At 44.5% G+C, this 23,054-nt stretch carries 19 protein-coding genes, 1 tRNA gene and 1 pseudogene; 12 read left to right on the top strand and 9 right to left on the bottom strand.

Going from position 1 to position 23,054, the window contains the following annotated elements:
- Positions 1 to 64 precede the first annotated feature (64 nt).
- The gene (locus WC882_03150; protein ID MFA5842644.1) at positions 65 to 1,297 is read left to right on the top strand and encodes a glycosyltransferase family 1 protein; all 1,233 of its coding nucleotides are present in this window, start codon (positions 65 to 67) and stop codon (positions 1,295 to 1,297) included.
- Positions 1,298 to 1,342: 45 nt separating this feature from the next.
- The gene (locus tag WC882_03145; protein ID MFA5842643.1) at positions 1,343 to 2,227 is read left to right on the top strand and encodes an NAD(+)/NADH kinase; all 885 of its coding nucleotides are present in this window, start codon (positions 1,343 to 1,345) and stop codon (positions 2,225 to 2,227) included.
- A gap of 3 nt (positions 2,228 to 2,230) precedes the next feature.
- Here WC882_03145 and WC882_03140 read toward each other — a convergent pair whose 3' ends face one another.
- Positions 2,231 to 3,880 (bottom strand): hypothetical protein, encoded by a 1,650-nt coding sequence (locus WC882_03140; protein MFA5842642.1) that lies wholly within the window; start codon positions 3,878 to 3,880, stop codon positions 2,231 to 2,233.
- Positions 3,881 to 4,039: 159 nt separating this feature from the next.
- Between WC882_03140 and WC882_03135 the strand changes: the two are divergent.
- A pseudogene (locus WC882_03135) lies at positions 4,040 to 4,216 on the top strand (helix-turn-helix domain-containing protein).
- 630 nt (positions 4,217 to 4,846) lie between these two features.
- Here the strand turns inward: WC882_03135 and ppdK are convergent.
- On the bottom strand, positions 4,847 to 7,534 hold the full coding sequence (gene ppdK / locus WC882_03130) for a pyruvate, phosphate dikinase (GenBank protein MFA5842641.1): 2,688 nt from the start codon (positions 7,532 to 7,534) through the stop codon (positions 4,847 to 4,849).
- A 106-nt stretch (positions 7,535 to 7,640) separates the two neighbouring features.
- Between ppdK and WC882_03125 the strand changes: the two genes are divergently transcribed.
- A complete protein-coding gene (locus tag WC882_03125) occupies positions 7,641 to 8,426 on the top strand; it encodes a hypothetical protein (protein MFA5842640.1) in 786 nt (261 codons plus the stop codon).
- 148 nt (positions 8,427 to 8,574) lie between these two features.
- On the opposite strand, the gene WC882_03120 is transcribed toward WC882_03125, so the two are convergent.
- On the bottom strand, positions 8,575 to 9,822 hold the full coding sequence (locus WC882_03120; protein ID MFA5842639.1) for a Glu/Leu/Phe/Val dehydrogenase: 1,248 nt from the start codon (positions 9,820 to 9,822) through the stop codon (positions 8,575 to 8,577).
- Between WC882_03120 and WC882_03115 the strand changes: the two genes are divergently transcribed.
- The 6 genes from WC882_03115 (at position 9,821) to WC882_03090 (ending at position 15,590) form a co-directional block, all read left to right on the top strand.
- The gene (locus tag WC882_03115; GenBank protein ID MFA5842638.1) at positions 9,821 to 10,132 is read left to right on the top strand and encodes a hypothetical protein; all 312 of its coding nucleotides are present in this window, start codon (positions 9,821 to 9,823) and stop codon (positions 10,130 to 10,132) included. The genes WC882_03120 and WC882_03115 overlap by 2 nt on opposite strands.
- A 38-nt stretch (positions 10,133 to 10,170) precedes the next feature.
- Entirely contained in the window at positions 10,171 to 11,031 is an 861-nt protein-coding gene (locus WC882_03110; GenBank protein MFA5842637.1) for a transketolase, read from the top strand.
- Between the two features lie 10 nt (positions 11,032 to 11,041).
- The gene (locus WC882_03105; GenBank protein ID MFA5842636.1) at positions 11,042 to 11,992 is read left to right on the top strand and encodes a transketolase family protein; all 951 of its coding nucleotides are present in this window, start codon (positions 11,042 to 11,044) and stop codon (positions 11,990 to 11,992) included.
- A gap of 72 nt (positions 11,993 to 12,064) precedes the next feature.
- Positions 12,065 to 13,279 carry a pyridoxal phosphate-dependent aminotransferase gene (locus WC882_03100; GenBank protein MFA5842635.1) on the top strand — a complete coding sequence of 405 codons (1,215 nt, stop codon included), beginning with the start codon at positions 12,065 to 12,067 and terminating at the stop codon, positions 13,277 to 13,279.
- 66 nt (positions 13,280 to 13,345) lie between these two features.
- The gene (locus WC882_03095; GenBank protein MFA5842634.1) at positions 13,346 to 14,323 is read left to right on the top strand and encodes a D-glycerate dehydrogenase; all 978 of its coding nucleotides are present in this window, start codon (positions 13,346 to 13,348) and stop codon (positions 14,321 to 14,323) included.
- 4 nt (positions 14,324 to 14,327) lie between these two features.
- The gene (locus WC882_03090) at positions 14,328 to 15,590 is read left to right on the top strand and encodes a DUF4147 domain-containing protein (GenBank protein MFA5842633.1); all 1,263 of its coding nucleotides are present in this window, start codon (positions 14,328 to 14,330) and stop codon (positions 15,588 to 15,590) included.
- On the opposite strand, the gene WC882_03085 is transcribed toward WC882_03090, so the two are convergent.
- Together WC882_03085 and WC882_03080 are read right to left on the bottom strand one after the other, a co-directional pair.
- The gene (locus WC882_03085) at positions 15,583 to 16,473 is read right to left on the bottom strand and encodes an Ig-like domain-containing protein (protein MFA5842632.1); all 891 of its coding nucleotides are present in this window, start codon (positions 16,471 to 16,473) and stop codon (positions 15,583 to 15,585) included. The two genes, WC882_03090 and WC882_03085, sit on opposite strands and share 8 nt — an antisense overlap.
- Complete coding sequence (locus WC882_03080) at positions 16,466 to 17,032, bottom strand: sigma-70 family RNA polymerase sigma factor (GenBank protein MFA5842631.1); 567 nt, start codon at positions 17,030 to 17,032, stop codon at positions 16,466 to 16,468. The genes WC882_03085 and WC882_03080 overlap by 8 nt, the downstream gene beginning before the upstream one ends.
- A gap of 109 nt (positions 17,033 to 17,141) precedes the next feature.
- Between WC882_03080 and WC882_03075 the strand changes: the two genes are divergently transcribed.
- Positions 17,142 to 19,613: a hypothetical protein gene (locus WC882_03075; protein ID MFA5842630.1), complete on the top strand. Its 2,472-nt coding sequence runs from the start codon at positions 17,142 to 17,144 to the stop codon at positions 19,611 to 19,613.
- On the opposite strand, the gene WC882_03070 is transcribed toward WC882_03075, so the two are convergent.
- Positions 19,596 to 20,303 (bottom strand): hypothetical protein, encoded by a 708-nt coding sequence (locus tag WC882_03070; GenBank protein ID MFA5842629.1) that lies wholly within the window; start codon positions 20,301 to 20,303, stop codon positions 19,596 to 19,598. The two genes, WC882_03075 and WC882_03070, sit on opposite strands and share 18 nt — an antisense overlap.
- A gap of 5 nt (positions 20,304 to 20,308) precedes the next feature.
- Positions 20,309 to 20,833 carry a hypothetical protein gene (locus tag WC882_03065; protein MFA5842628.1) on the bottom strand — a complete coding sequence of 175 codons (525 nt, stop codon included), beginning with the start codon at positions 20,831 to 20,833 and terminating at the stop codon, positions 20,309 to 20,311.
- A gap of 172 nt (positions 20,834 to 21,005) precedes the next feature.
- On the opposite strand from WC882_03065, the gene WC882_03060 reads away from it, so the two are divergent.
- Positions 21,006 to 21,080 (top strand) — tRNA-Lys (locus WC882_03060).
- An 88-nt stretch (positions 21,081 to 21,168) separates the two neighbouring features.
- On the opposite strand, the gene WC882_03055 is transcribed toward WC882_03060, so the two are convergent.
- Positions 21,169 to 21,726, bottom strand: coding sequence for a hypothetical protein (locus WC882_03055; GenBank protein MFA5842627.1), 558 nt, complete (start codon positions 21,724 to 21,726; stop codon positions 21,169 to 21,171).
- A 32-nt stretch (positions 21,727 to 21,758) separates the two neighbouring features.
- A complete protein-coding gene (dnaJ, locus tag WC882_03050; GenBank protein MFA5842626.1) occupies positions 21,759 to 22,898 on the bottom strand; it encodes a molecular chaperone DnaJ in 1,140 nt (379 codons plus the stop codon).
- Between the last annotated feature and the right edge of the window lie 156 nt (positions 22,899 to 23,054).

Here is a 23,054-nt window from a genome sequence, read left to right as displayed (position 1 = left end):
GAAAAAACAAGCGAGGAAAACAAAAATATGACTGAAATTTTTAAAAATATGCTATTTTGGACTCATGCGCATCGCCATCGACATTCGCGAAGCCACAGGTCAAAAAACCGGGAAAGGTTGGTACACGTTTGTGATGGTGAAAAATCTCCTAAAAAACGACACAAAAAATTCCTACATTCTTTATACGCAAACTCACAATCCAAAGTTTGATAAATACGAAAACGCCACACAGCGCGTGATTTCTCGTCGCGGTTTATTTTGGCATTTCGCGGTGTTGCGCGATCTTAAGAAAAATCCCCCCACTCTTTTTTGGGCTCCTACCAGTTACATCATCCCCGCCTTTTTACCCAAAACGATTGTGAGCATGATCACAATTCACGATCTCATCGCCTTTTTATTCCCTCTCACACACAATAAAAAAGCCGTTCTCCTCGAGCGATTCACGGTTCCGCGCGCGGTCAAAAAAGCGCATACGATTTTCACGGTGTCGAACAATACGGAAAAAGATGTGGAGCGCGAGTTTGATGTTGCTCGAGAAAAAATCGAGGTTGTGCCGTGCGGAGTGAGTAAAATTTTTCATCCTTTGCAACTCAATGAGACAGGGGCTATTTGTGAAAAATTCAACGTCCCGGAGCAGTTTATTTTGGGCGTGGGCACCCTTTCTCCGCGAAAAAATTTCGACCGACTCATTGAAGCGTATGCTAAAATCAGTGACCGCCACCCCAACGTACATTTGGTGATTGTGGGCGAAAAAGGATGGAAATGGGATGTGCTTTTGGAACGAGCGAAAATCGCCAAGGATCGAGTGCATTTCATTGGGTATGTGGAAGGGGAAGAGGTTGTTGCACTCTACAACAAGGCTAAATTATTTGCTTACCCGTCGTTGTACGAAGGGTTTGGAATGCCACCGCTCGAAGCCATGGCGTGCGGTTGTCCGGTCATCACATCGGATCGATCATCGTTGCCTGAGGTTGTGGGCGAAGCCGCACTTCAAGTGAACCCGTATTCGGTGGATGAAATCGCAAAAGCCATGGATCAAATTCTTTCCGATCCCGGCCTTGCACATGATTTAATTGAAAAAGGATTTATTCAAGCGAAAAAATTTCAATGGGAAGATAGCGCAAAAAAAATGCTGAAAGTTTTTAATGGGCACGTAGCGAAGTGAAGTGCCTATTGAGAAAAATACTTGTGCCCGGGCACACTTTTTGTCTCAATCTTTGGCTTAAATAAGCCATTTTTATTTTTGGCCATCCAATACACTACGCGCAAATTCAGTGAGCCCTTACGCTCGGCATAGCGAAGAACCATAGCCTTTTCCTCCGGCAATCTATATAATTTTCTCATGAAAAAACCCAGCACCGTTAAAGTCGTCGGCCTTGTCACCAATGCGCACCTGGAGCGCCCCGGTTTGACGATTTTGAAAAAAATTGAACGCTTATTGAAGCAGAAAAAAATCGAAATACTTTACCAAAAAAACGCCGCCATTTACCTCAAAAAAACCGAAACCTCTCCGGCCAACATCATGCGAGAGGCGGATTTGGTTATTTCCTTGGGAGGGGATGGAACCATCCTCAAATTGGCGCGCTACACCTCGGATAAAACCGTTCCCATTTTTGGAATTAATTTCGGGAATGTGGGATTTTTAACCGACCTTCAAGATACGAGTAAAGCGGTGGCCGCGGTTCAGAAAGTTTTAAATAAAAAATACGTCTTGGACGATCGAGATCTTTTGCGTGTGACCGTGTATCGGAATGGAGAAAAACACGAAACCTTTTTGGCCTTGAATGAAGCGGTCATCAATCAAGGAAGTTTTGCACGGCTCATCGAACTCGACGCAGAAATCAACCAGCGCCGCATGATTCATTTCAAAACCGATGGAGTGATTGTGGCCACACCCACGGGATCGACCGGGCATTCATTGTCTGCCGGAGGACCGATCGTGCACCCTCGATTGAACGCACTCATCATCACTCCGATTTGTCCGGCCACTCTTTCTATTCGTCCGATCGTGGTCCCCAACAGCCGACAGCTCACTCTCACGGTTCAGACTCAACGCAAATACAGAGATACGTTTGTGGCTTTAACCATTGATGGCCAAATCACAACTCGCCTTGAATACGGAGATCAAATCAAAATTCGCCGTTCCTCTCGCCATTTTGTGTTTGCGAGGATTGTGAATACCAAATATTATCGAATGCTACGAGATCGACTCGGGTGGGGAGACTAAATCCTAGTACACGGAATTTAAATAGCATTCTTCGCAATAAATGATTTCCGGACGGGTTGGCGCGTACGTGGTCTCCACCGGTTTTTTACATTTTTGGCAATGGCGTTTCCAGAGTTGGCGCGGGTTGCGTTGGCGGATGCGAGCAAGATGTCGATCGTCAAAACATTGATGATAAAGCGGCAGTCCATGGGCCTGGTACAATCGAATTTCTTGCGGGATGATTTTGTACGGTTTTTTACACGTTTCGCATTGAAAAACTTTTTCCGTGATTTCTTTGGGGGTTTGTCGAATATGATCCGGCATGGAAAGTTGCGGACCTTGATACACCGCCCGACTTTGTTTTTCTTCTTCGTTCCATTTCCATCCGTTTTTAAGCGCCTCTTTTTGGTCCAAGGGGAAATATTCCTGCGCCACGGTTTCATTGTAGCCAAACGGAGAGAGCGCCGGGGGCAACGGCATGCCCCATTCTCCGGTTTTTTTCATGTGAGCAATGATGCGATCGCGCATTTTTTCATACGCTTCTTTGGAATATTGTTTATTGAGAATGCAATATTGAGCGCGTTTTAAGGCACTGCATCCAAAACAATCTTGGCAGTACTGACTGTGATCCAAGTACATGGAATTTTTGGAGTAAAAACTCATGAAGGTAAATTGAGTGTTGTATTGGTTGATGGTTCCGAGCGTTCCATAGCAAAGCTCGCAATGGTCCACCACCACATGCCCATCAAAACAATCTTTGGAATTGAAGCTAAAAATAAGATACCCACAATCTTCGAGAGTGCCGCTGTCGTAACATTCGATGCAATTTTTGCAATTCACAATATGATCGCCGGTGACATGGTCGTTGTTGTTTCCATCATAATATTGATGAATTTGTTGGGCTTGGCGGCGGCGTTTCACATCCTCGCGCATGAGTTGCATGAATTGATGACTGCCCAGGTCGAATTTTTTAATTTTTTGTTCATAATCGACTTGGGAATATTGTTGGTTGAGGATGCAATATTTTTTCGCGCGCAATCCAAAACACGCAAAACAATTTTCACAATTTTTGCAATCGTAAAGAAGGTAGCTGTCGCGGGAGTTGTGCGTTTTTTCGCAATAAACCAAGTTGTAGGAACTGGAGCAATCCACGCATTCCATACATAAAGTACTTCGATAACAATTGAGACACTCGGTGCAATCCGTGCAACTGTCGATGGCATACGAGTAGTAGCAATCCTGATTGTGATCGCTCACAAAAATCATGTAGCAATTTTTGTCCTGTTGCGCGCCATTGGTGTAATCACTGTTTTCATTGCGGGAAGAGAACATGGAAGTTTTTGGGGTGTCGAGCATGAGCTCATTGAATTGTTCGAAAAAAGGTCGATTGAAATCAAAGTCGCGTCCATATTCCATGGCATCCCATTTGTCTGTGTGCCATTCGTTTTGGTCATAGACCTTGTAAGGAGAATGCGGAGAATAAATGGAAATAATTTGTCTCCCCGTAAGAGAACAAGTGCGATGATAGAGAGTCCGATCGTTGCGCCATGCAAAGCGCCCCTGACGACGGCAGGTTGGGCAAAGAGTGGGAAGGGGCAGGTTGATCCTTTTCAGGAATTCAATTTCCGCCGGGGCCGGAGAAAAAGATTGATGGCATTGGGTGCAGATTTTCATAATGATTTTTTTAAAATAAATTCAAGACGCAATTTTATAATGAATTGTAATAAAGTCAATACTACCAAAAATAATCAAAAACTAAATTTGCAAAATTTAATCTTGAAAATAGGCATTTTTATGTGCTAAACTGGCTGTAGTAATTTTACTACAACATGTATGCTTTTGACCGAATTGCAAGATTTGGGACTCAAAGATGAAGAGGCTCGCATCTACCTCGCGGTGTTGGAATTGGGCGGCACTTTTGTGAGTGCGATTGCTAAAAAAGCTAAGGTGCACAGAGTCAATAGTTATAAAATCCTCGAAGATTTGGTGCAAAAAGGATTGGTCAGTCGATTCAATAAAAACGGGATTCAATGTTTTGCCGTGGAAAGTCCCAAGATCTTAGTGCAACAGCAGGAGGAAAAATTAAAGCAGGCGCGTCGCATCCTTCCCGAATTGTTGTCCATGACCAATTCGCTCGCGTACAAGCCTAAGATCCAATATTACGAAGGCGCGGAAGGGGTTAAAAATATTTTTGAAGACACGCTGAGCGCTCAAAAAGAAATGGTGGGGTATACCAATTTGGCCAAAATTCCTCTTATTATTTCAGAAAGTTATTTAAAAGAATACGCGCGACGGAAAATTGAAAAACGGATCAAAACACGCATGCTTTCTCCGTTGTCCAAGTCGGGATTGAATCATTTGAAAAAATATTATCCCAAAAATTTTGATACGGAATTGGTGGAAATTTTTTTCATCAACCCGGATCAATTCCCGTTTGAATACGAAATCAACATTTACGAAAATCGGGTGTCGCTTATCTCTCTCAATCCACAGGAGCTCATGGGCATGATCATCGAGAGTCCGTTGTACGCCAAAACGCAACGCGCGGCTTTTAATTTGGCGTGGCTGGGAGCCACGACGTTTGTGGTGAGGTGAGGATATTCTGAGGCAAGAGGGAGAGGAAAATTTTTGTGAGCATTTTTAAGGAAGAGGACACGAGAATCATGATCCGAGTGTCCGACTCCCATGCGAACAAAAATTCTTCCTTCCCGATTGCCTAAAGTGTCATCGAATCGCCGCCTGTGCCGCCGCGAGCCTTGCCAACGGCACACGATACGGAGAACAACTCACATAGTTGAGTCCGATTTCATGACAAAATTCTACGGTGCGCGGGTCTCCGCCATGTTCGCCGCAGATCCCAATTTCGAGGTCGGGTTTAGTAGTGCGGCCCAACTTCACGCAAAGTTTCATGAGTTCGCCAACCCCGGCGCGGTCAATCGTGGCGGTCGGGTCTTCGGCTAAGAGTCCGGATTCCAAATAATAAGGCAAAAAGTGCCCCACATCATCGCGACTGAATCCATACGTCATTTGAGTGAGGTCATTGGTTCCAAATGAGAAAAATTCCGCTTCTTTCGCAATTTCATTGGCCGTGAGACACGCGCGTGGCAACTCGATCATGGTCCCGATTTTATATTTAAATTGAATTTGATCTTTAAGTTCGTCAACGATGATTTGAATCGTTTTTTTAACTTCAATCAATTCGCGAACATCGCCAACGAGAGGGACTTCGATCTCGGGAAAAACCTTAACGCCTTGTGTGTGGCATTCGATCGCAGCCAGCAGAATGGCGCGGACTTGCATGCCATAAAGTTCGGGATAAGTGATCCCGAGGCGGCACCCGCGGTGGCCGAGCATGGGGTTCACTTCATGTAAATTTTCAATCACGTTTCTAAGTTGCTCAAACGTAGTCCCGAGCTCTTGCGCAAGCGCTTCAGTCTTGGAGTGTTGTTCGGAGTTGGGGAGAAATTCATGAAGCGGGGGATCAAGCAAACGAACCGTGACCGGATAGCCATCCATGGCTGTAAAAATTTCAATAAAATCTTGTTTTTGAATGGGCAAAAGTTTGGCCAGGGCTTTGCCGCGGGTTTCGGGATTGTCTTTGGATAAAATCATTTCTCTCATCACCGCGATTCGGTCTTCGCCAAAAAACATGTGCTCCGTGCGGCAAAGCCCGATCCCTTCGGCCCCAAAATCGCGAGCCACTTTTGAATCCAATGGTGTGTCCGCATTCGTGCGAATCTTGAGCGTGCGCACTTCATCCGCCCATTGCATGAGCGTGCCAAAGGAACCCGAAAGCGCTGGTTCGGTCATGGCCACTTCCCCCACAATCACTTCTCCGACGGTCCCGTTCAACGTAATGATATCGCCTTCTTTTACCACCACATCTCCCACGGAAAACTTCTTTTCTTTTCGATTCACAATCACTTCTCCGGCTCCGGCCACACAGCATTTTCCCATGCCGCGACACACCACCGCCGCATGGCTTGTATTCCCTCCGGTGGAGGTGAGAATTCCTTGTGCCGCAAACATGCCATGAATGTCTTCCGGACTCGTTTCCTTTCGAACCAAAATCACTTTTTCACCATTTCCGGCCCATTCGTGCGCTTCATCCGCGGTAAAAACAACTTTTCCCGTGGCTGCCCCGGGGGACGCCGGCAACCCCTTGGTTAAAACTATAAATTTCGCTTTTGGATCAATCGACGGGTGCAACAATTGTTTCAATTGATTCGGTTCCACGCGCATGAGCGCTTCTTTTTTTGTGATCAACCCTTCCCCGACCATGTCCACCGCAATTTTCACCGCCGCATGCGCGGTGCGTTTTCCATTACGCGTTTGCAAAATGAATAACCGCCCTTTTTCAATTGTGAATTCAAGATCCTGCATGTCGCGATAATGTTTTTCAAGCTGTTCCTTGATTTCAAATAATTCATTATAAAGCGCAGGATGATTTTTTTTGAGCTCTTCAATGTGTTGCGGTGTGCGAATCCCGGCCACCACGTCTTCTCCTTGCGCATTCATCAAATATTCTCCATAAAAAACCTTGTCTCCATTGGACGGACTGCGCGTGAAAGCGACCCCGGTTCCGGAATCCTCTCCCATATTTCCAAACACCATGGATTGAATATTGACCGCAGTTCCAATGTTGTGCGGAATCCCATGCAACGCGCGATACGTGCACGCCCGTTTGTTGTCCCACGAGTGAAAAACCGCCTCAATCGCGAGTTGCAATTGTTGAGCCGGGTCTTCGGGAAAAGGCTCTTTGGTTTGTTCTTTGATGATGCCTTTATAAGTCGCAACAAGTCCTTTTAAATCTTGTGCGGAAAGTTCGGTGTCGAGATTGACCCCACGTTCTTCTTTTAAAAGCGCGAGCGCTTCTTCAAATAATTCATGTTCCACTCCCAATACCACATCCCCAAACATCTGCGTGAAACGGCGGTACGCGTCATAGCAAAAACGTTCATTTCCGGTTTTGCGAATCAATCCTTGCACGGTCTGATCATTCAGCCCGAGATTGAGAATCGTGTCCATCATTCCGGGCATGGAAAATTTCGCTCCGGATCGTACCGAAACCAACAACGGATTTTCAACATCTCCCAGATTTTTTTTCATGTTCGTCTCCAATTCCGCCAATTTTTCCTTCAATTCTTCTGAAAATCCATCCGGGTACCCTTTATTTTGCAAAAAATAATTGCACGTTTCAGTCGTGATCGTAAAACCCGGCGGCACCGGCAAACCAAGATTAGTCATTTCCGCCAAATTCGCACCCTTTCCACCCAAAAGGTCCTTCATTTTTGCCGATCCCTCTGCAAACGCATAGATATATTTCATAAATGAATTTGACAAAAAGAATTAAAGTAGTTTATTTTGAGCCCCACCCAAATTAGCCTCACAAAAGCCAATTTATAGAAATTTTTATTCACTAGCAACGTAAAACATGGCAGAACAAACCCCTGAGTCTTCCCAACCTCCAACTCTCGATCGAGGGAATGCATTGGCTCTGGTTCAACGAGCTTCTGGGAAAATTTCGCAAGAAGTTTGTGGTGCAATCGAGTGGGCGCAAGATCAGCTATTTGCTCCGTCTTCAAGTGCGGCCCGAAGGGCTTTTTTAGAGGTTCGGGAAGGGGTAAGAAAACGAATTGATAATTCGATACCGGTAAGTACTTTTTTGCGCTCCACAGACGCGTTAAACTTTTTCCTTGATGCAAAAGATCAGGCTACGCGCAGATTGCATGCCCGAGCAGGATACCCTGGCATGGCTTGGATTGATGTATTGGAACAGAGTAGAGGCGCGAAGGCGACTCAAGAAGCAGAACATTTAAAAAGAGAAAATATACAAATCACTCAAGCCTTAAAATTAGATGAACCCGGTCGTCTTGAAGCTGGGGTGACCCACATCGCCGCGCTCATGGCCGAGGCTATTAAAAAAGGGGAGAGCAAGAAGAGAATGTGGGCAGTGGCTTTAAGTTGTATAAGGGGTGATGATGGGATAAGCAGTTCTACATCAAGTTCTTTATTAGATGGATTGGATGCAATAAAAGCAGAAGAAGCAGCCCAAATTTTCATTACCTCGCGGGAATTTAATGGTACGCTTTCGAAGCATTCACGCGAAGAGGATATTCAAAATCAAAAATTGGTCGCAGCCGTCAAGGTTGCGTTGGCCGAACAACATAACATTACTGTGCAAGAAGAGGCCCCGGAAACATCTTCTCGGCCCTCTTAATCCATCAAATCCCTCGCATCCTTTGAGTCGAGCGTGTCGCTTAAAAAAGCCCCTCTTTCGAAGGGCTTTTTACATTTGCATGGATGTATGGTTCGAGACGAAGAGAATACGGGGAGGGGAAAGCTCACTCCGCTTCGCTTCGTGAGTGTTACCAACCTCTCGCCTTCATAGCATCCGCAATTCTCTTGATGGCCACAATGAACGCGGCTTCACGAAGCGTGCATTTGTAGGCATCCGCGGTCTCAACCACCGCACGGGTGGAAGGGATCATGATGTCCTGGAGTCGTTTTTGAACTTCTTCCGCAGACCAATAAAGGGCCATTTGATTTTGGACCCATTCAAAGTAACTCACGGTCACGCCTCCGGCATTCGCGAGAATATCCGGGATCACGGGGATTCCACGTTGGGTTAAAATTTCATCCGCTTCCGGCGTGGTGGGGCCATTCGCCAACTCAAGAATCAATTTGCATTTGAGCCGAGGCGCATTGTCTTTCGTAACTTGATTTTCAATGGCAGCCAAGGAAAGAACATCGCAGTCGAGTTCAAGGAGCTCTTCATTCGTGATGTATTTGCAGGAGCCTTTCGCGGTTTTGGCACAACCTTCAAGGGTTCCTTTGGCTTCTTTGTAAGCAAGGACTTCTTCCACGGCAATGCCTTCGGCGCACGCCAACCCTCCACGAGAATCGGAAACGCCAACCACTTTGAACCCGGCACGATCGAGTAATTTCGCCAGATTCGCACCTGCATTCCCGAACCCTTGCACCACCACACGAGTGGTTTCGGGCTTCATTCCATTCTTTTTCATCATTTCCGTAAGCACGTACACGCCTCCTTGAGAGGTTGCTTCACCGCGGCCTTCAGATCCTCCGAGACAGAGAGGTTTTCCGGTGACTACGCCGATAAGATTTCGGCGATGCAACATGGAATATTCATCCGCCACCCAGGCCATGATTTCAGGCGTGGTGTACACATCCGGAGCCGGGATATCTTTTTCCGGTCCGATAATAGGTTCAATGGCACGCGTATAGGCACGCGTCAAATTCTCCAATTCTTGTTTGCTCAAGGTATGAGGATCCACAATAATGCCTCCCTTGCCTCCACCATATGGAATTCCGACGACCGAACATTTCATACTCATCCACGTGGCAAGAGCCTTTACTTCTTCCATGTCCACTTGGGGGTGATAGCGAATCCCTCCTTTATAGGGCCCTCTTGCATTGTTGTGTTGCACACGAAATCCTTTGAACATTTTGGCTGAACCGTCGTCCATTTTTACGGAAATATTCACTTCCAAAATGCGTTGCGGGTAACTTAAGTAATCCGCAATGTGTGCATCGAGTTTCATGATCGTCGACGCTTTTTTGAGCTGAGCGAGCGTGTTCTCAAAGAGAGACATGGTAGAAAAATTAAAAAATAAAAAAATCGAACAACGGTCGCATGATAATCATCGCGTGATGAAAAATAAAGGGCTTATAATTTTTTTAGGTTGATTGATTTGAAGGCAGCGTGCTTTTGGACAATTTCGCAACGCCAATCGGCTTGGTTTTCGCAAAGCGAAACGATTGGCGTGAGGCATACCCCGCGTTGCGGGGAGGAGCGACCGGACCGCGGTGGCCAAAAGTATGCTGTCTTCCAAATCAAGTTGCTATTTTGAAAAAAACTTTTGAAACACTTTCCAGGGTCAAGCAACCGCATTTACTCAATAAGATTTGCAAAAAGTCGCACAATATACTTTACTGAAGCCATGAAGTACCCCATTAGCCTTTCCCAAAAGGAGCGTTTGTTAAAAGCCATTCGGATGAGGCGCGACATTGTGGAGATGCTTGAGGCCGCAGGCTCGGGCCATCCCGGTGGGTCTTTGTCTTCCGTTGAATTTTTGGTGACTTTATTTTTCGAATTCTTAAAACACGATTCCGACAATACGAAATGGGAAGAACGCGATCGTATGATTTTTTGCAAATGCCATATCACGCCTGCAATTTATTCAATTTTGGCACGAACCGGTTATTTTGATCCGGCCATGCTTTTAACGTTCCGCAAACTGGGATCTCAACTTCAAGGCCATCCTTCTCGTTTTCACCCCAGAGGTATGGAAATGTCCGGCGGATCGTTGGGGCAAAATCTTTCCATCACCACCGGCGTGGCGTTGGGCCTCAAAGCACAAGGCAAATCCAACCGTGTTTACGGCTTGTCCAGCGAAGGCGATCTTCAAGAAGGCCAAAGTTGGGAAGCCATTATGTCTGCCGCGCATTACGAACTCGACAACCTCATCCTTTTTGTGGATTACAACAAACTTCAAATCGACGGTCACGTGGAAGATGTGATGGGAATTCATCCGCTGGATGAAAAATTCAAGAGTTTCAATTGGAATGTGCAAGTGATCGATGGCCATGATTTCACGCAAATTCACGAGGCCATTAAAAAAGCATTGGTGTTCAAGGGTCGCCCTTCCGTCATCATCGGCAACACCGTTAAGGGCAAAGGCATTTCATTCATGGAAAATCAATCCGGCTGGCACGGAAAAGCTCCAAATAAAGGCGAACTGGAACTCGCATTGAAAGAGCTCGATGAACAGGAAGCCAAATCGTCATCTAATTATTTTTAAACCGTACGTCATGGCACGCGAAATGTTACTCACCAGACAGGGTTGGGCCGACGCCCTCATCGAACTCGGGACCAAAGATCCGCGCGTTGTTGTATTGGACGCCGATCTCGCAAAATCGACATTAACGTGTTTATTTAAAGATAAATTCCCGGATCGATTTTTTGACATGGGTATTGCGGAACAAAACATGATCAATGTAGCCGGAGGAATGTCTTTAACCGGACTCGTTCCTTTTGTTTCCACGTATGGCGTGTTTGTTTCCGGTCGTGCTTGGGAACAAATTCGAACCAGCATTTGTTACGGGCAATTGAATGTAAAATTTGGAGGCGCGCACGGAGGTCTTTCCGTGGGACCCGATGGGGCCACTCACCAGGCGCTTGAAGAAATCGCAATCATGCGTGTGATTCCCAATATGACCGTTCTTGTGCCTTCCGATTATTACGAAACCAAAAAAGCCGTGTTGGCTTCCGTGGAAATCAATGGTCCGGTTTACATCCGTTTTGGTCGTGAAAAAGTCCCGGTGGTCACGAGTGCAGACATGCCGTTTAAAATCGGAAAAGCGATCACCCTACAAGAAGGGAAAGATGTTACTTTTGTGGCGTGCGGAGCCATGGTGGCCGAAGCCCTCGATGCGGCCGAAGCCTTGGTCCAAAAAGGCATTTCCGCTGAAGTCATTAATTTGCACACCATTAAGCCTATTGATAAAGAAGCCCTCATCGCCTCAGCCCGAAAAACCGGATGCGTGGTCACCGCAGAAGAACATCAATTGTTTGGAGGAATGGGCAGTGCCGTGGCCGAAGTTTTGGTTCAAAATTTCCAGGTCCCCATGGAAATGGTCGGGATTGCAGATACCTTTGGGGAGTCGGGCCAACCTCGCGAATTGATGGAAAAATACGGAATAACCTCCAAGGAAATTTTCGAAAAAGCCTTAAAAGTGGTCGCTCGGAAGAAAAGCATTTAATTTTTTTACCCCTGCATTTTTTCTTTCTGTTTTTTTATAATTTAAAATTTATTTTTTAAAACTTTTACTCCCATGAAATCTTTCTCAAAACGCATGCCGCGCCTGGGTACGGAAAACGCTTTCTCTGTGATCGGAAAAGCCAAAAAATTCGAAAAAGAAGTGCTCGAACCGCAAGGAAAAAAATTGGTTTATTTACAAATTGGAGAACCCGGATTCAATACCCCTGCCAACATCAATGAAGCCGCGATCAAAGCCATTCGCGAGAATCAAACTCACTACACCGCCACTCCGGGGATCCCTGCATTGAGAGAAGCGATCGCCAAGTCCACCGGCAAATACACGGGAGTGGATTACAAAGCCGAAGATGTGGTCGTGGTGGCAGGAGGAAAACCCATCATGTTTTACATGATCAACGCGTTGATCGATGAAGGAGATGAAGTCATCATCCCCAATCCCGCGTACCCGATTTACGGATCTGTGACCGAATATTTGGGAGGGGTTGTGGTTCCGATTCAATTGAAAGAAGAAACCAATTTCAACTTTAGTGCCGAGGAATTGGAATCCAAAATTACACCAAAGACCAAATTAATCATGGTCAATTCTCCTCAAAACCCAACCGGAGGAGTCTATACACGAGACCTTTTGGAAAAGATCGCCGCGATTGCGGTCAAGCATGACCTCTGGGTTCTTTCCGATGAAATTTACAATGAAATGGTGCACGAAGGCGAGCACGTTTCCATTGCCGGAATGCCCGGGATGGCGGAACGCACCGTGATTTTGAACGGATGTTCAAAGACTTACGCCATGACCGGTTATCGAGTGGGTTGGGGCGTGACCAAAAATCCGGAAATGGCAAAAGCCTTGGAGCAACTCGCTTGCAATGATATCTCTTGCGTGAACACTATGGCTCAATACGCTGCCATCGAAGCCGTTGCCGGACCTCAAGAAGAGGTTAAGAAAATGTTGATTGAATACAAGAAACGCCGAGACCTCATGGTCAAATTGGTGAACGAAGTTCCGGGCATGAAATGCCATTCTCCCAAAGGCGCTTTTTATCTCATGGTCAATGTGCGCCAAATCATGGACAAACTCGGTATCACCGCCGCTGAATTGTGCGATCGCGTCATGAAAGAAGCCAATGTCCTCATTCTTCCGGGCACCGTGTTTGGACTTTTTGGCGACGATTTCGTCCGATTCTCCTACGTTTCCACGGAAGAAATGATTGTAGAAGGCCTAGCTCGCATCAAAACGTATCTCACTAAGGTCATGGCCACTCACGAAGCGTAGCGAAGTGAGCTTCCCCATATTTTTCTTCTTCCTCCTAACTTCTATATACTAAATACTTTCACCCCAATGAACATCTACGTTACACGTCGCATCCCCGAAGCCGGACTTCAAATGCTTGAAAAAGCGTTCGGAAAATTCGAAATGAATCCGGACGATCGCGTTTTAACCCGTGAGGAATTGTTGGAAAAAGTAAAAGGGCGCGACGGATTTATTCCCTTGCTTACGGATAAAATTGACGATGAAGTCATGGAAGCCGCAGGGCCTCAATGTAAAATCATCTCCAATTATGCCGTGGGGTATAACAACATCGATGTCGCCGCGGCCAGCAAGCGAAAAATCATGGTCACAAATACCCCGGGAGTTCTCACGGACACCACTGCGGATATGGCCATTGCCTTTATGTTTGCCGTGGCTCGTCGAATGGCGGAAAGTGATGTGTATATGAGGAGCGGACAATTTCAAGGATGGGGCCCCATGCTTCTTCTCGGTCAAGAAATGACAAGAAAGACACTCGGGATTGTTGGTGCGGGTCGTATCGGTGAAAATGTGGCGATTAAAATGGCCAAAGGCTTTGGAATGAAGATTTTATACACAGACCTTTCCGGAAATGAATTTCTCGAAAAAGAAGTGGGCGCACAAAAAGTGACACTCGAACAACTTTGCCAAGAAAGCGATTACATTTCGATTCACGTGACTTATTCCCAAGCCACACATCATTTAATCGACGAGAAAATGTTGAATTGCATGCGTCCTTCCACCATTCTTGTAAACACGTCACGCGGGCCGGTCATTGATGAAGTGGCGTTGGTAAAAACTTTAAAAGAAGGCAAAATTTTTGGAGCGGGATTAGACGTTTTTGAGGATGAGCCGGCCATGAAACCCGGACTCGCGGAATGCAAAAACACGGTCATTGTCCCGCATTTGGGCTCTGCCACAATTGAAACCCGATCCAAAATGGCGGAGATTGCCGCTCAAAACTTAATCAATGCATTGCAAGGAAGAACCCCGGAATTTCTCGTGAATAAAGAAGCTTTTTCTTTATAATCGTATGGCTAAAGCCGCGTCCGCGTTGCTCTTAAAAATCGCCCTGCAAACCTTGGAGGAAATAAACCCTTATTCTCTGGTTTTGAACGAACTCAAGAAAATCGATCCCTCAAAATACGAGAAAATTTTTGTGTTAGGCGCAGGAAAAGGCGCTTCAAAAATGGCGAAAGCTACGGAAAAACATTTTGGCACAAAAATAACCGAAGGTTTTATCATTATTCCAAAAGGTGATCCCACTCCGCATTTAAAGAAAATCAAATGCATTCGCGGCTCCCATCCGTTGCCGGATAAAAACGGATTGAAAGGCGCCAAAGAAATTTTAAAAATTGCTCAAAAAGCCTCAAAAAAAGATTTGGTGATCACACTCATCTCCGGCGGGGGCTCAGCGCTCATGCCCTACCCCATGGAAGGCATCACGCTCGAGGAAAAAATCAAAACCACTTGTTTGCTTCTCAAATGCGGAGCCAACATCAATGAAATCAACACGGTTCGCAAGCACCTTTCTCAAATCAAAGGAGGCAGACTTATGGAGGCGATTTATCCTGCCCAATGCCTTAATCTCGTGATTTCAGATGTCTTGGGCGATGATTTGAGTGCCATTGCCTCGGGCCCGGTTTCTCCGGATTCAACCACATGCCAGCAAGCGCTAAAGATTTTTGAAAAATATAAAATTTTAAAAAAAATCCCGCATTTCGTGATTCAATGCCTTAAAAAAGGAGAGGAAACGCCAAAACCCGGCAATAAAATCTTTAAAAAAGTAACTTCAAAAATCCTCGCCAACCATGAGACCACGGCAAAGGTGGCTGAAAAAATAGCAAAAACAGTATTGGGCACCACTTTCAGTGTGAAAATTTTAGATAAACATATGGCTGGAGATTGCAACAAAACCGCCCGTAAAGTCATCAAAACCATTGGGAACCAAAAAGGCCTTTTCATTCTCGCCGGCGAAACCACGGTAAAAGTCATTGGCCATGGTCATGGCGGCCGCAATCAACAATTTGTGCTCGCGTGTTTAAAAGAGTTTTTCAAAAAGCAAAAGCAGTCTCCCTTCACCCTTCTTTCCCTCGGAACCGACGGCGTAGACGGCTTTTGCCCTGAAAATATCGCCGGAGCCATTGCCACTCAAGAAACATTAAAAAAAGGCCTCGACATCGAAAAACATTTAAATCAAAACGATTCCTACGGATTTTTTAAAAAAACAAAGGGCTTGATCAAAACCGGCCCCACAGGAACTAACTTGGGCGATTTGGTGCTCATCCTTATTTAGCCATATTTTCTTCCATCAGAGCTACGGCGGCCTCGAATTGAGCCAGTTCTTGAGCGGTCAAGGGGCCTTTTTCAATTCGAAACGGAGCGAAAGGATCGAGTTTTTTGTCTGGAATCGGTTTTATTTTATCATCGATTAAAAGCACATCGTCCTCTTTTTCTTCCATGGAAAGGAGCTCGGCACCCGCAGATTGAACGGAAGGTTCAAGCGGGGGAGATAAGGGAGGAACGGAGCCGGAGGCAATCATTGGAGGAGGTTCGGTAAGCGCAATCCATTCCGAGGTAAACGTTCGTTCATACAGGGATGCAAGGGGTTTAAAATATCGACTTTTAGCTTGTTCCGTAAGCGTGACTTGATAAGTGGTGTCTTTGGCAAGCACTGTTTTAGGGAGAAAATACAAAGTGGTTCCTTCTTCATTCCAAATGAATCGACCCTCAACAGAGGGGGTAATGGAAAACGCCTCTTCCACCGAAGATTCCAACATGGGCGTATCAAACGCAATCATTACGGGAGCGAAAGCAGGTTGAACTGAGGCATTAAGGATTCCAAAAGAAGAAATGGACGTCGCGGGAGTGGGAGAAGTCACGTAAACGCCTGTTCCGGCAATCACCATTAGAAGCATGAGAGCCACAGGAATAAGCGTCCATTGTCGCATCCAAGAGCCAAACAATTGAAAGCTTTCGTCCGATTGGGTTTCTCGTTTTTCTTGCAATTCCGCATAACGTTGGTGAAGCCTTTTCTTCAACGCCTCTTCAAACGCTTTTCGAGGTTTGGGTTGTTCTTTTTGAAGTTGTTTTTCGAGCGCACCAAATTCCTCGAGAGAAAAATTCTTTTTTCGAGGGGTGAGGAAATGTTCGAGAAGGGGGAGGAGAGATTTAAACATAATCGGTTTTAAGTTTTTTAAGGGCTCTGAACAGGAGCACTCCCACATGATTGGGATGAATACCAAGCGTTGCCGCGATTTCCTGATTGGAAAGTTCGGCAAAATATTTAAGACGCACCACTTCCGATTCTTGTGAGGTTAAAACATGGAAATGGTTGAGGAGCGATTGTTTTGTGCTTTTCCTTCGGGCCAGAGTGGCGGGATTCGATTCTTCGGATTCATCTTTAAAGCGTTCGGGGTTTTCAAGAGATTCACACGCTTTTCGATGAGAGATCGAGTAATAGTTGGAAAGATGATTGCGCGCGATTTGGAACACCCAAGCCCCAAACGGAAGTCCCCGGAATTGATAGTTGGGCAATCCTTCCAAAATTTTTAGAAAAATTTCACCCGTCAAATCCTCGGCCGCTTCTCGATTCTTGATTTTTCCCATCACAAAGCCATAAACCTTAGGTAAATAAAGCGCATAAAGTTGGTCAAAACTTGCTCTGTTTTTCTGCGCCTCACGCACCAGTTTGTTTTCTTCATCAAGGGTCACGCCCGTGATTATAAGGTACGCCAAAGGAAAAGCCAAATTTTAAAGGAGCTACCCATTACAACAAAGAAGGCTTTCAAATATTACGAAAAAAGTGTATAATCTACAGATATAAAAAAAGATATAAAAAATAAAAATGACAAAAGAAAAAGCACCAAACCCGGAAGGCACCACGGACTTAAATCAAGTTGATACTCGGCGTGAGGCGATTAAACGTATAAATGAATTAGAGAAAGAAGTGTTACAAAATAATCCGGATTTAAAAAAGAGATTGGACATTTTAAGAGATCGTCGGGTCGCAGCCATTAAAGAAGGACAAAAGAGCAATCGAGCCATGTTAACATATGAAGTTTATGATTTTCAGGTGGATATTTTTTTAGAACGGATCGCCGCGATTAAAGGCTGGGATGATTTGAATCCAATTGTAGATAATCTGTTGGCTCTTAAAAAGGAGGATACTCAAGCATTGAAGCCAGCTTTAATGCTTTATTTTTATTGCACATCGCCCTCTTCTATAGATCGCGGAGATTTAAAGTTTTTAATTAAAGGGACATCCTATAAAGATAAACCGGGAGACTTCTTAAATGAATTCAATAATCAGGTTTACCGAACAGTTCGGGGGGTAGATGCAAGAATAGAGCTTAAACCATCGGAAAATGATTTATGGGAGCATGTTTTACCCACAGTGGAATCGTTAAATGCATTGGAAAATAAGGGAGGGTTTATCAATAGACTTTTTGGGTTATGGCCTCCAAAAGCAAGAGAAACATTAGGAGATCCGGCCGGTGCGAAGACTTATTTTGAGAGAGCAAAAACGTATTATAAAAAATACCCGCAAGCGGAAAATTTATTAAAACCGTTAAAATACAGCGCTGAAAAAGTCATATCAAGTTTAAGCGCAGCCGGAGATCAACAACAAGTTCAAGAATTTTTAATAAGCCTTGTAAAAGAAGATAGGAATCTTTTAAAGGCAATAAAATTAGATTGCCGTGAAATGGGGATTGATAAGTGGGAAGCCCCAACGCAAGAAGAAGATAAAAAGAATTGGGAAATCGCCATGGTCGTCTTAGGGATCAACAAAGAGGCTATTTTTAATCGCTGGATGGAGGAAGCCAAACAAAAAAACACGCCCCCGACTCGATTGGAATTAGAGGGGGAGTTGGACGAAAAATCCGCAAAGGATTTCGCGGCTCGTATGGAAGTATACGAAGACACCGGCACAAACTCGACATTAGGTTCTTCATGGGAAGAAAGGGATCTTTCCAGGGGAGTACAAAGATCTAAAGAATTAGAAGGATTAAGAGGAGAAAGCACTTTTAACGCATGGACTGACGCTTTAGCTCAAGAAGCCACAGACCTTTTTGCCTATGCCGCAGCAGGCCCTCAATATCAAATCGACGGGGTGGATTATGATTTCTTAAAAGAAAATGCAAAACTTTTTGTTGAAGAATTGGCAGTAGACCGATATCAAAGCAGGGGATTTATGAATATAAGAAGACCTATAGCCCGTCATTATGGGTTTGAAAATACATACGAGAACACAGGAGATCCAAAACTAGGTGCATTGATCGAACAAAACCCCGACTTTTTAACCTTATTAGGGAAAACAGCGAGTTCAAGAGATTTTGGCGTATTGCGTTTAGGCGAGCTTTCTAAAACCCTTGGGCAAGCCTCCCTAGATCACCGTTTGCAATCCATTGATGCATTACAAGCCTATAAAAAGAGAAAAGAAGCCATTTTACAATCCGCTCAACAACAAGTGCGGTCAGCTCAAGAGAGATATGACGCAAGAGAAGAGGGTTTAACTTCAAACGAAACACAATATTTAAAATGGATGCAGGATTATGTAGGAAAAGATCTTCCTCGTATTTTGGATTCACTGCCGTTTTTGTTAGGGGAAGACAAGGCAAATGTACAAAGAATGTCCTCTCGCCTCCTTAGAGTAAATACTTTCCCAAGTATTGATATTCGCCCACAGAAAAAGGGAGTTGGAGGAACGGCTTATGATAGGCGCTATGAGTTGAGCGACAATTTATCTACCTATGAGCAATTTCAAAACACTTCTATTCATGAGTTGATGCATGTCTTAATTGAGGGCCCAAATTCAACTTCTATTTTTTCATATAATCTCGGAGAAGGAATTACCGAGTTTTTAACGCATAACACTCTTAAACGATCGGGGATTGATCCTTCGGACAAAAGAGAAAAGGGTTATCCTCAAGTTTATGCTTTTGCCGAGTTATTGGATGGACTGGATCCCCAATGTTTAGCGGTTTTTTACACAAGAGAAAAAATTCCAACGGTTTCCTTCAGTGATCTCCCTAAAATCAGCGTGGATGGTAGGGCAAAAACTTATATTGATGGCGTAAACCTAAATACTCCGGAGAAAAAGTATCTCTGCCGAGTCATCCTCGATCAATTAGGGCCACAGTATTTAACGAATGAAGGAAATTATCCTGAACAAAGAGCCGCTTATGAACCCATCAACTCCGTTCTAAAAAAGATTTTCAATACTGAATTTACGAATAAAGATTACGATGGGCCTATGGGAAAGCATTATGGGAATGTTCAAAGCGAATTAAAAAACGTTTTAATACATTTTAGATAATAAGTCCAAGAATCGAGCCTTTAATCGAGATAAAGGAGTGTATTCCGGAAAGGCTATGTCAATGTCAACAGGTGGGAGAACAGGTTTAGGCAATTGTCCTTCGTGATTTACTACCATTGTAAGTGGATTTGTCCCGTTGAGGGCTATGGGACGTTTTTCGTTTCGCCATTGATCGATTTGTGCCATAAGCTCTTTTAAAATTGGGTATTTTGCTTCGATTTCTTGAAGAGCCATTTGAGAGGCGGGAGAATATCTAAGGGGGACACAAGAGAGTTTCAATAAAACAAAACCTCTCTCAGAGTCGGGTTCGCGAATAACCAATTGGCCTGAAACCGGAGAAAGTTCAACGATAAGAGAATCAGAGTTGGTAAATCGAGTTAATTGTGCCACAACTTCTTCTCTCGAGAGCGCATCTAAATCCGCACCACTTAAGATTCCAGATAGATCAAATGAATCAACTGAATCCGGGAATTCATATTGAGGACCGTCTAGGTGCTCTTGAAGATCTAAAAAGAGATTATCAACTGCGATCGTAACACCCAATACGAGTGGCCCAAATGTTGCTTCCACAAGAAAAGGATCCGCATTGGGGGGTAGGCCATAGGCTTTTAGGGCCTCTTGAACAGCTCGGTGCCCTATTTGGCCTTTTGGGGTTTCTAAATAAGAAGAGGATGATGCCGTCTCAGACATAATTATTATCTTTTAAAGATTTGATACCACTTTCGTTTCGCTTGTTTCGGCGCTTCAATCTGTCGGATGTGGTCTTCGAGCGTCAAAATTCGTTTTTGAAAGGTTTCCAAGAGTTCGAATAGGCGATCTTTATCTTCGCGATGTTGGCGGATCAATTCATTGATAATGGTAGGGAACGCAGGGGATGGGGGTGGTGGAGGAGGAAGTGGTGATTCCGATTCGATATGAGTTTGAGTTACTTTTGCCGAGGCACGAGATTGAAAAGACGGATTCGGAGTGAATTCTTCAATGAGTTCAGCTTCGGTTTCGCCCAATTCAACCAGTTCTTGATCAAATTCTTCTTCACGCACCTCTTCATCTCGAAAATGATCGAGAAGGCTGGTTTTTTCAACCAAATATGAAAAACCTTGTGGCGTTTTGTATTTGCGATAACGGATTTGATTGGATTTGATAAGCCGGCGAATCGTTTGGGGAGAACGATCCGTGAGCAGAGAGGCGTCTTTAAGGCTTATGTATTGGCCGGAAGTCATGTTGATTAACCAAAATGTTGATTACTCAACACGATTTATACCGTATGTAGCGCGACTAATCAAGACTCGATTTATCAAATGTGTAAGCCAAAAAAAGGGTTATCAGTCGTTCTTTATTGAAAATATTAAAAAAGACTTGGCGAAATAAAAGTTATCCGTATAATGTCCGTGCGGGTCAGTAGCTCAGTGGTAGAGCAGCGGCCTTTTAAGCCGATGGCCGTGGGTTCGATACCCACCTGACCCACCAGAAAAAACGCTTTGCGTTTTTTCTTTCTTGTATTTTGTATTTCGCATTTTTTTTCCTTTCCGTATTCCCAATCTGATAAATCCTCCCTTTATTGAGGATCCGGCTTTTGCGAAAAACTCAGTACCACGAGCGCAATCGCAGGCAATGAAAACCACAGATTATAATTTTCAATCATCAATTGCACCATCGTAGAGTCACTCCCAACCATGGAGGCGGCTTGGATTTGATCTGAACCAATCAAGGAAAGGCCGGACACGTATAAAAGAAGCGTGCTCACAATCAATCCGGCATTCAATACTCCAAACAGGAAAGTGGTCAAAATACGCATCACCGTCTGTTGTTCGGTGAGCATCCCAACCTCAAATCCACCTTTTACCGCCAATACCACCACAGCCACAATAAAAATCACAATTTTCATAATAATAAGGACTTGTTCACTGTCCGGTCCCGCCAAGATTTTAAGAGGAGCGGTTTCCCCTCCAAGATATTTTTCAACCAAATTGGCCACTCCATCCGCGGTCAGGGCTGCAATATAAGTTCCAATAATGATCTTAAGGGTCTGATTTCGGCCCACAATAAAACTGTACGCAATGATGATGCAGAAGAAAACGAAGATAAAAAGATCCCACGACAACGTAATATTCATGTGTATATCGTATAATGAGTTATTGGAAATGTCTAATTTCAAAACTTCAACTTAGACAGCAATCCTCCGTCCTCATCAATGTTCAGCCCGCTTTCTTTGGCAATTTCCTGATACAGCTCTCGTTCTTTTCGACTCAGGCGTTTAGGGGTTTCAATCTGGACTTTTACATAATGGTCTCCTTTTTCTTCTCCTCTAATATGAGGCACACCATGATTTTTGATCTTAAACACCTGATCATGTTGAGTCCCGCTTGGAATTTTAAGCTTCATGGAGCCGTGTAGGGTCTTTACGGATAAGGTTGTTCCCAAGATTGCCTCTAAAACATGCAATTTAACCAAAGAATAAATATCATAACCTTGTCGTTGAAATTCGGAATGTGGCATAACCTGAATATGGAGATAAAGATCTCCATGCCTTCCTCCTTTAACTCCGGCTTCTCCTTTTTCACGCAAACGAATCGTGGCGCCATTTTCAATCCCGGAAGGGATTTTAACCGTGAGCTTGCTCCGTTGGCGCGTTCTCATTTGTCCATGGCATTCGGAACAGGGCTTTTCCGGGATACGGCCTTCCCCATGGCATTTGGAACAGGTTCGAACCGCCTGGATTTGTCCTAAAATGGTTTGTCGAACGGTGCGTACTTGTCCGGTGCCGTGGCATTCCGAACAGGTTACAACTTGAGTCCCGGGCTCGGCTCCTTCTCCTTTACATCGTGCGCAGGTATCGGATTTATTGATTTCCAATATTTTTTCAGCCCCAAACGCGGATTCCTCCAACGTTAAAGAGAGAACGCTTTCAATATCGTTTCCGGGAACAGGGCCTTGTTTTTTGGAAGTCCGTCCTCCGCCTGAAAATCCTCCCCCAAAAAAAGTTTCAAAAATATCTGAAAATCCACCGCCGAAGTTAGAAGGATCAAACCCGGAAAACCCTTCAAATCCTCCTTGCCCACCCGCCGGTCCTCCCGCAATCCCAAATTGATCGTATTGAGCCCGTTTTTTCTTATCCGAAAGAATTTCGTACGCCACATTGATCCCTTTGAATTTTTGTTCCGATTCGGCATTTCCTTTATTCATATCCGGATGATGTTTTTGGGCCAATTTTCGATAGGCACGCTTGATTTCCGAATCTGTTGCGGTCTTGGGAATTCCTAAAATGGCATACAAATCTTTTTCCATAATGGTCGTATTTTATCAGAAAGAGTAAAAACAACCAGTGCATTTGGGAAGATATATACAATAAAATAATAATAGAAGATTGTAAATAAAACTTAAAAAATAATTTAAAGATAGGATTATTGCCTTATTTAAGAGTAAAAAAGAGTGTTGAGTACC

It is taken from the genome of Candidatus Gracilibacteria bacterium, assembly GCA_041658685.1.
GTDB lineage: Bacteria > Patescibacteriota > Gracilibacteria > UBA1369 > UBA12473 > JBAZZS01.
The sequence above is the reverse complement of the archived record's forward strand: the minus strand, read 5'-3'. Positions and strand labels throughout refer to the sequence as shown.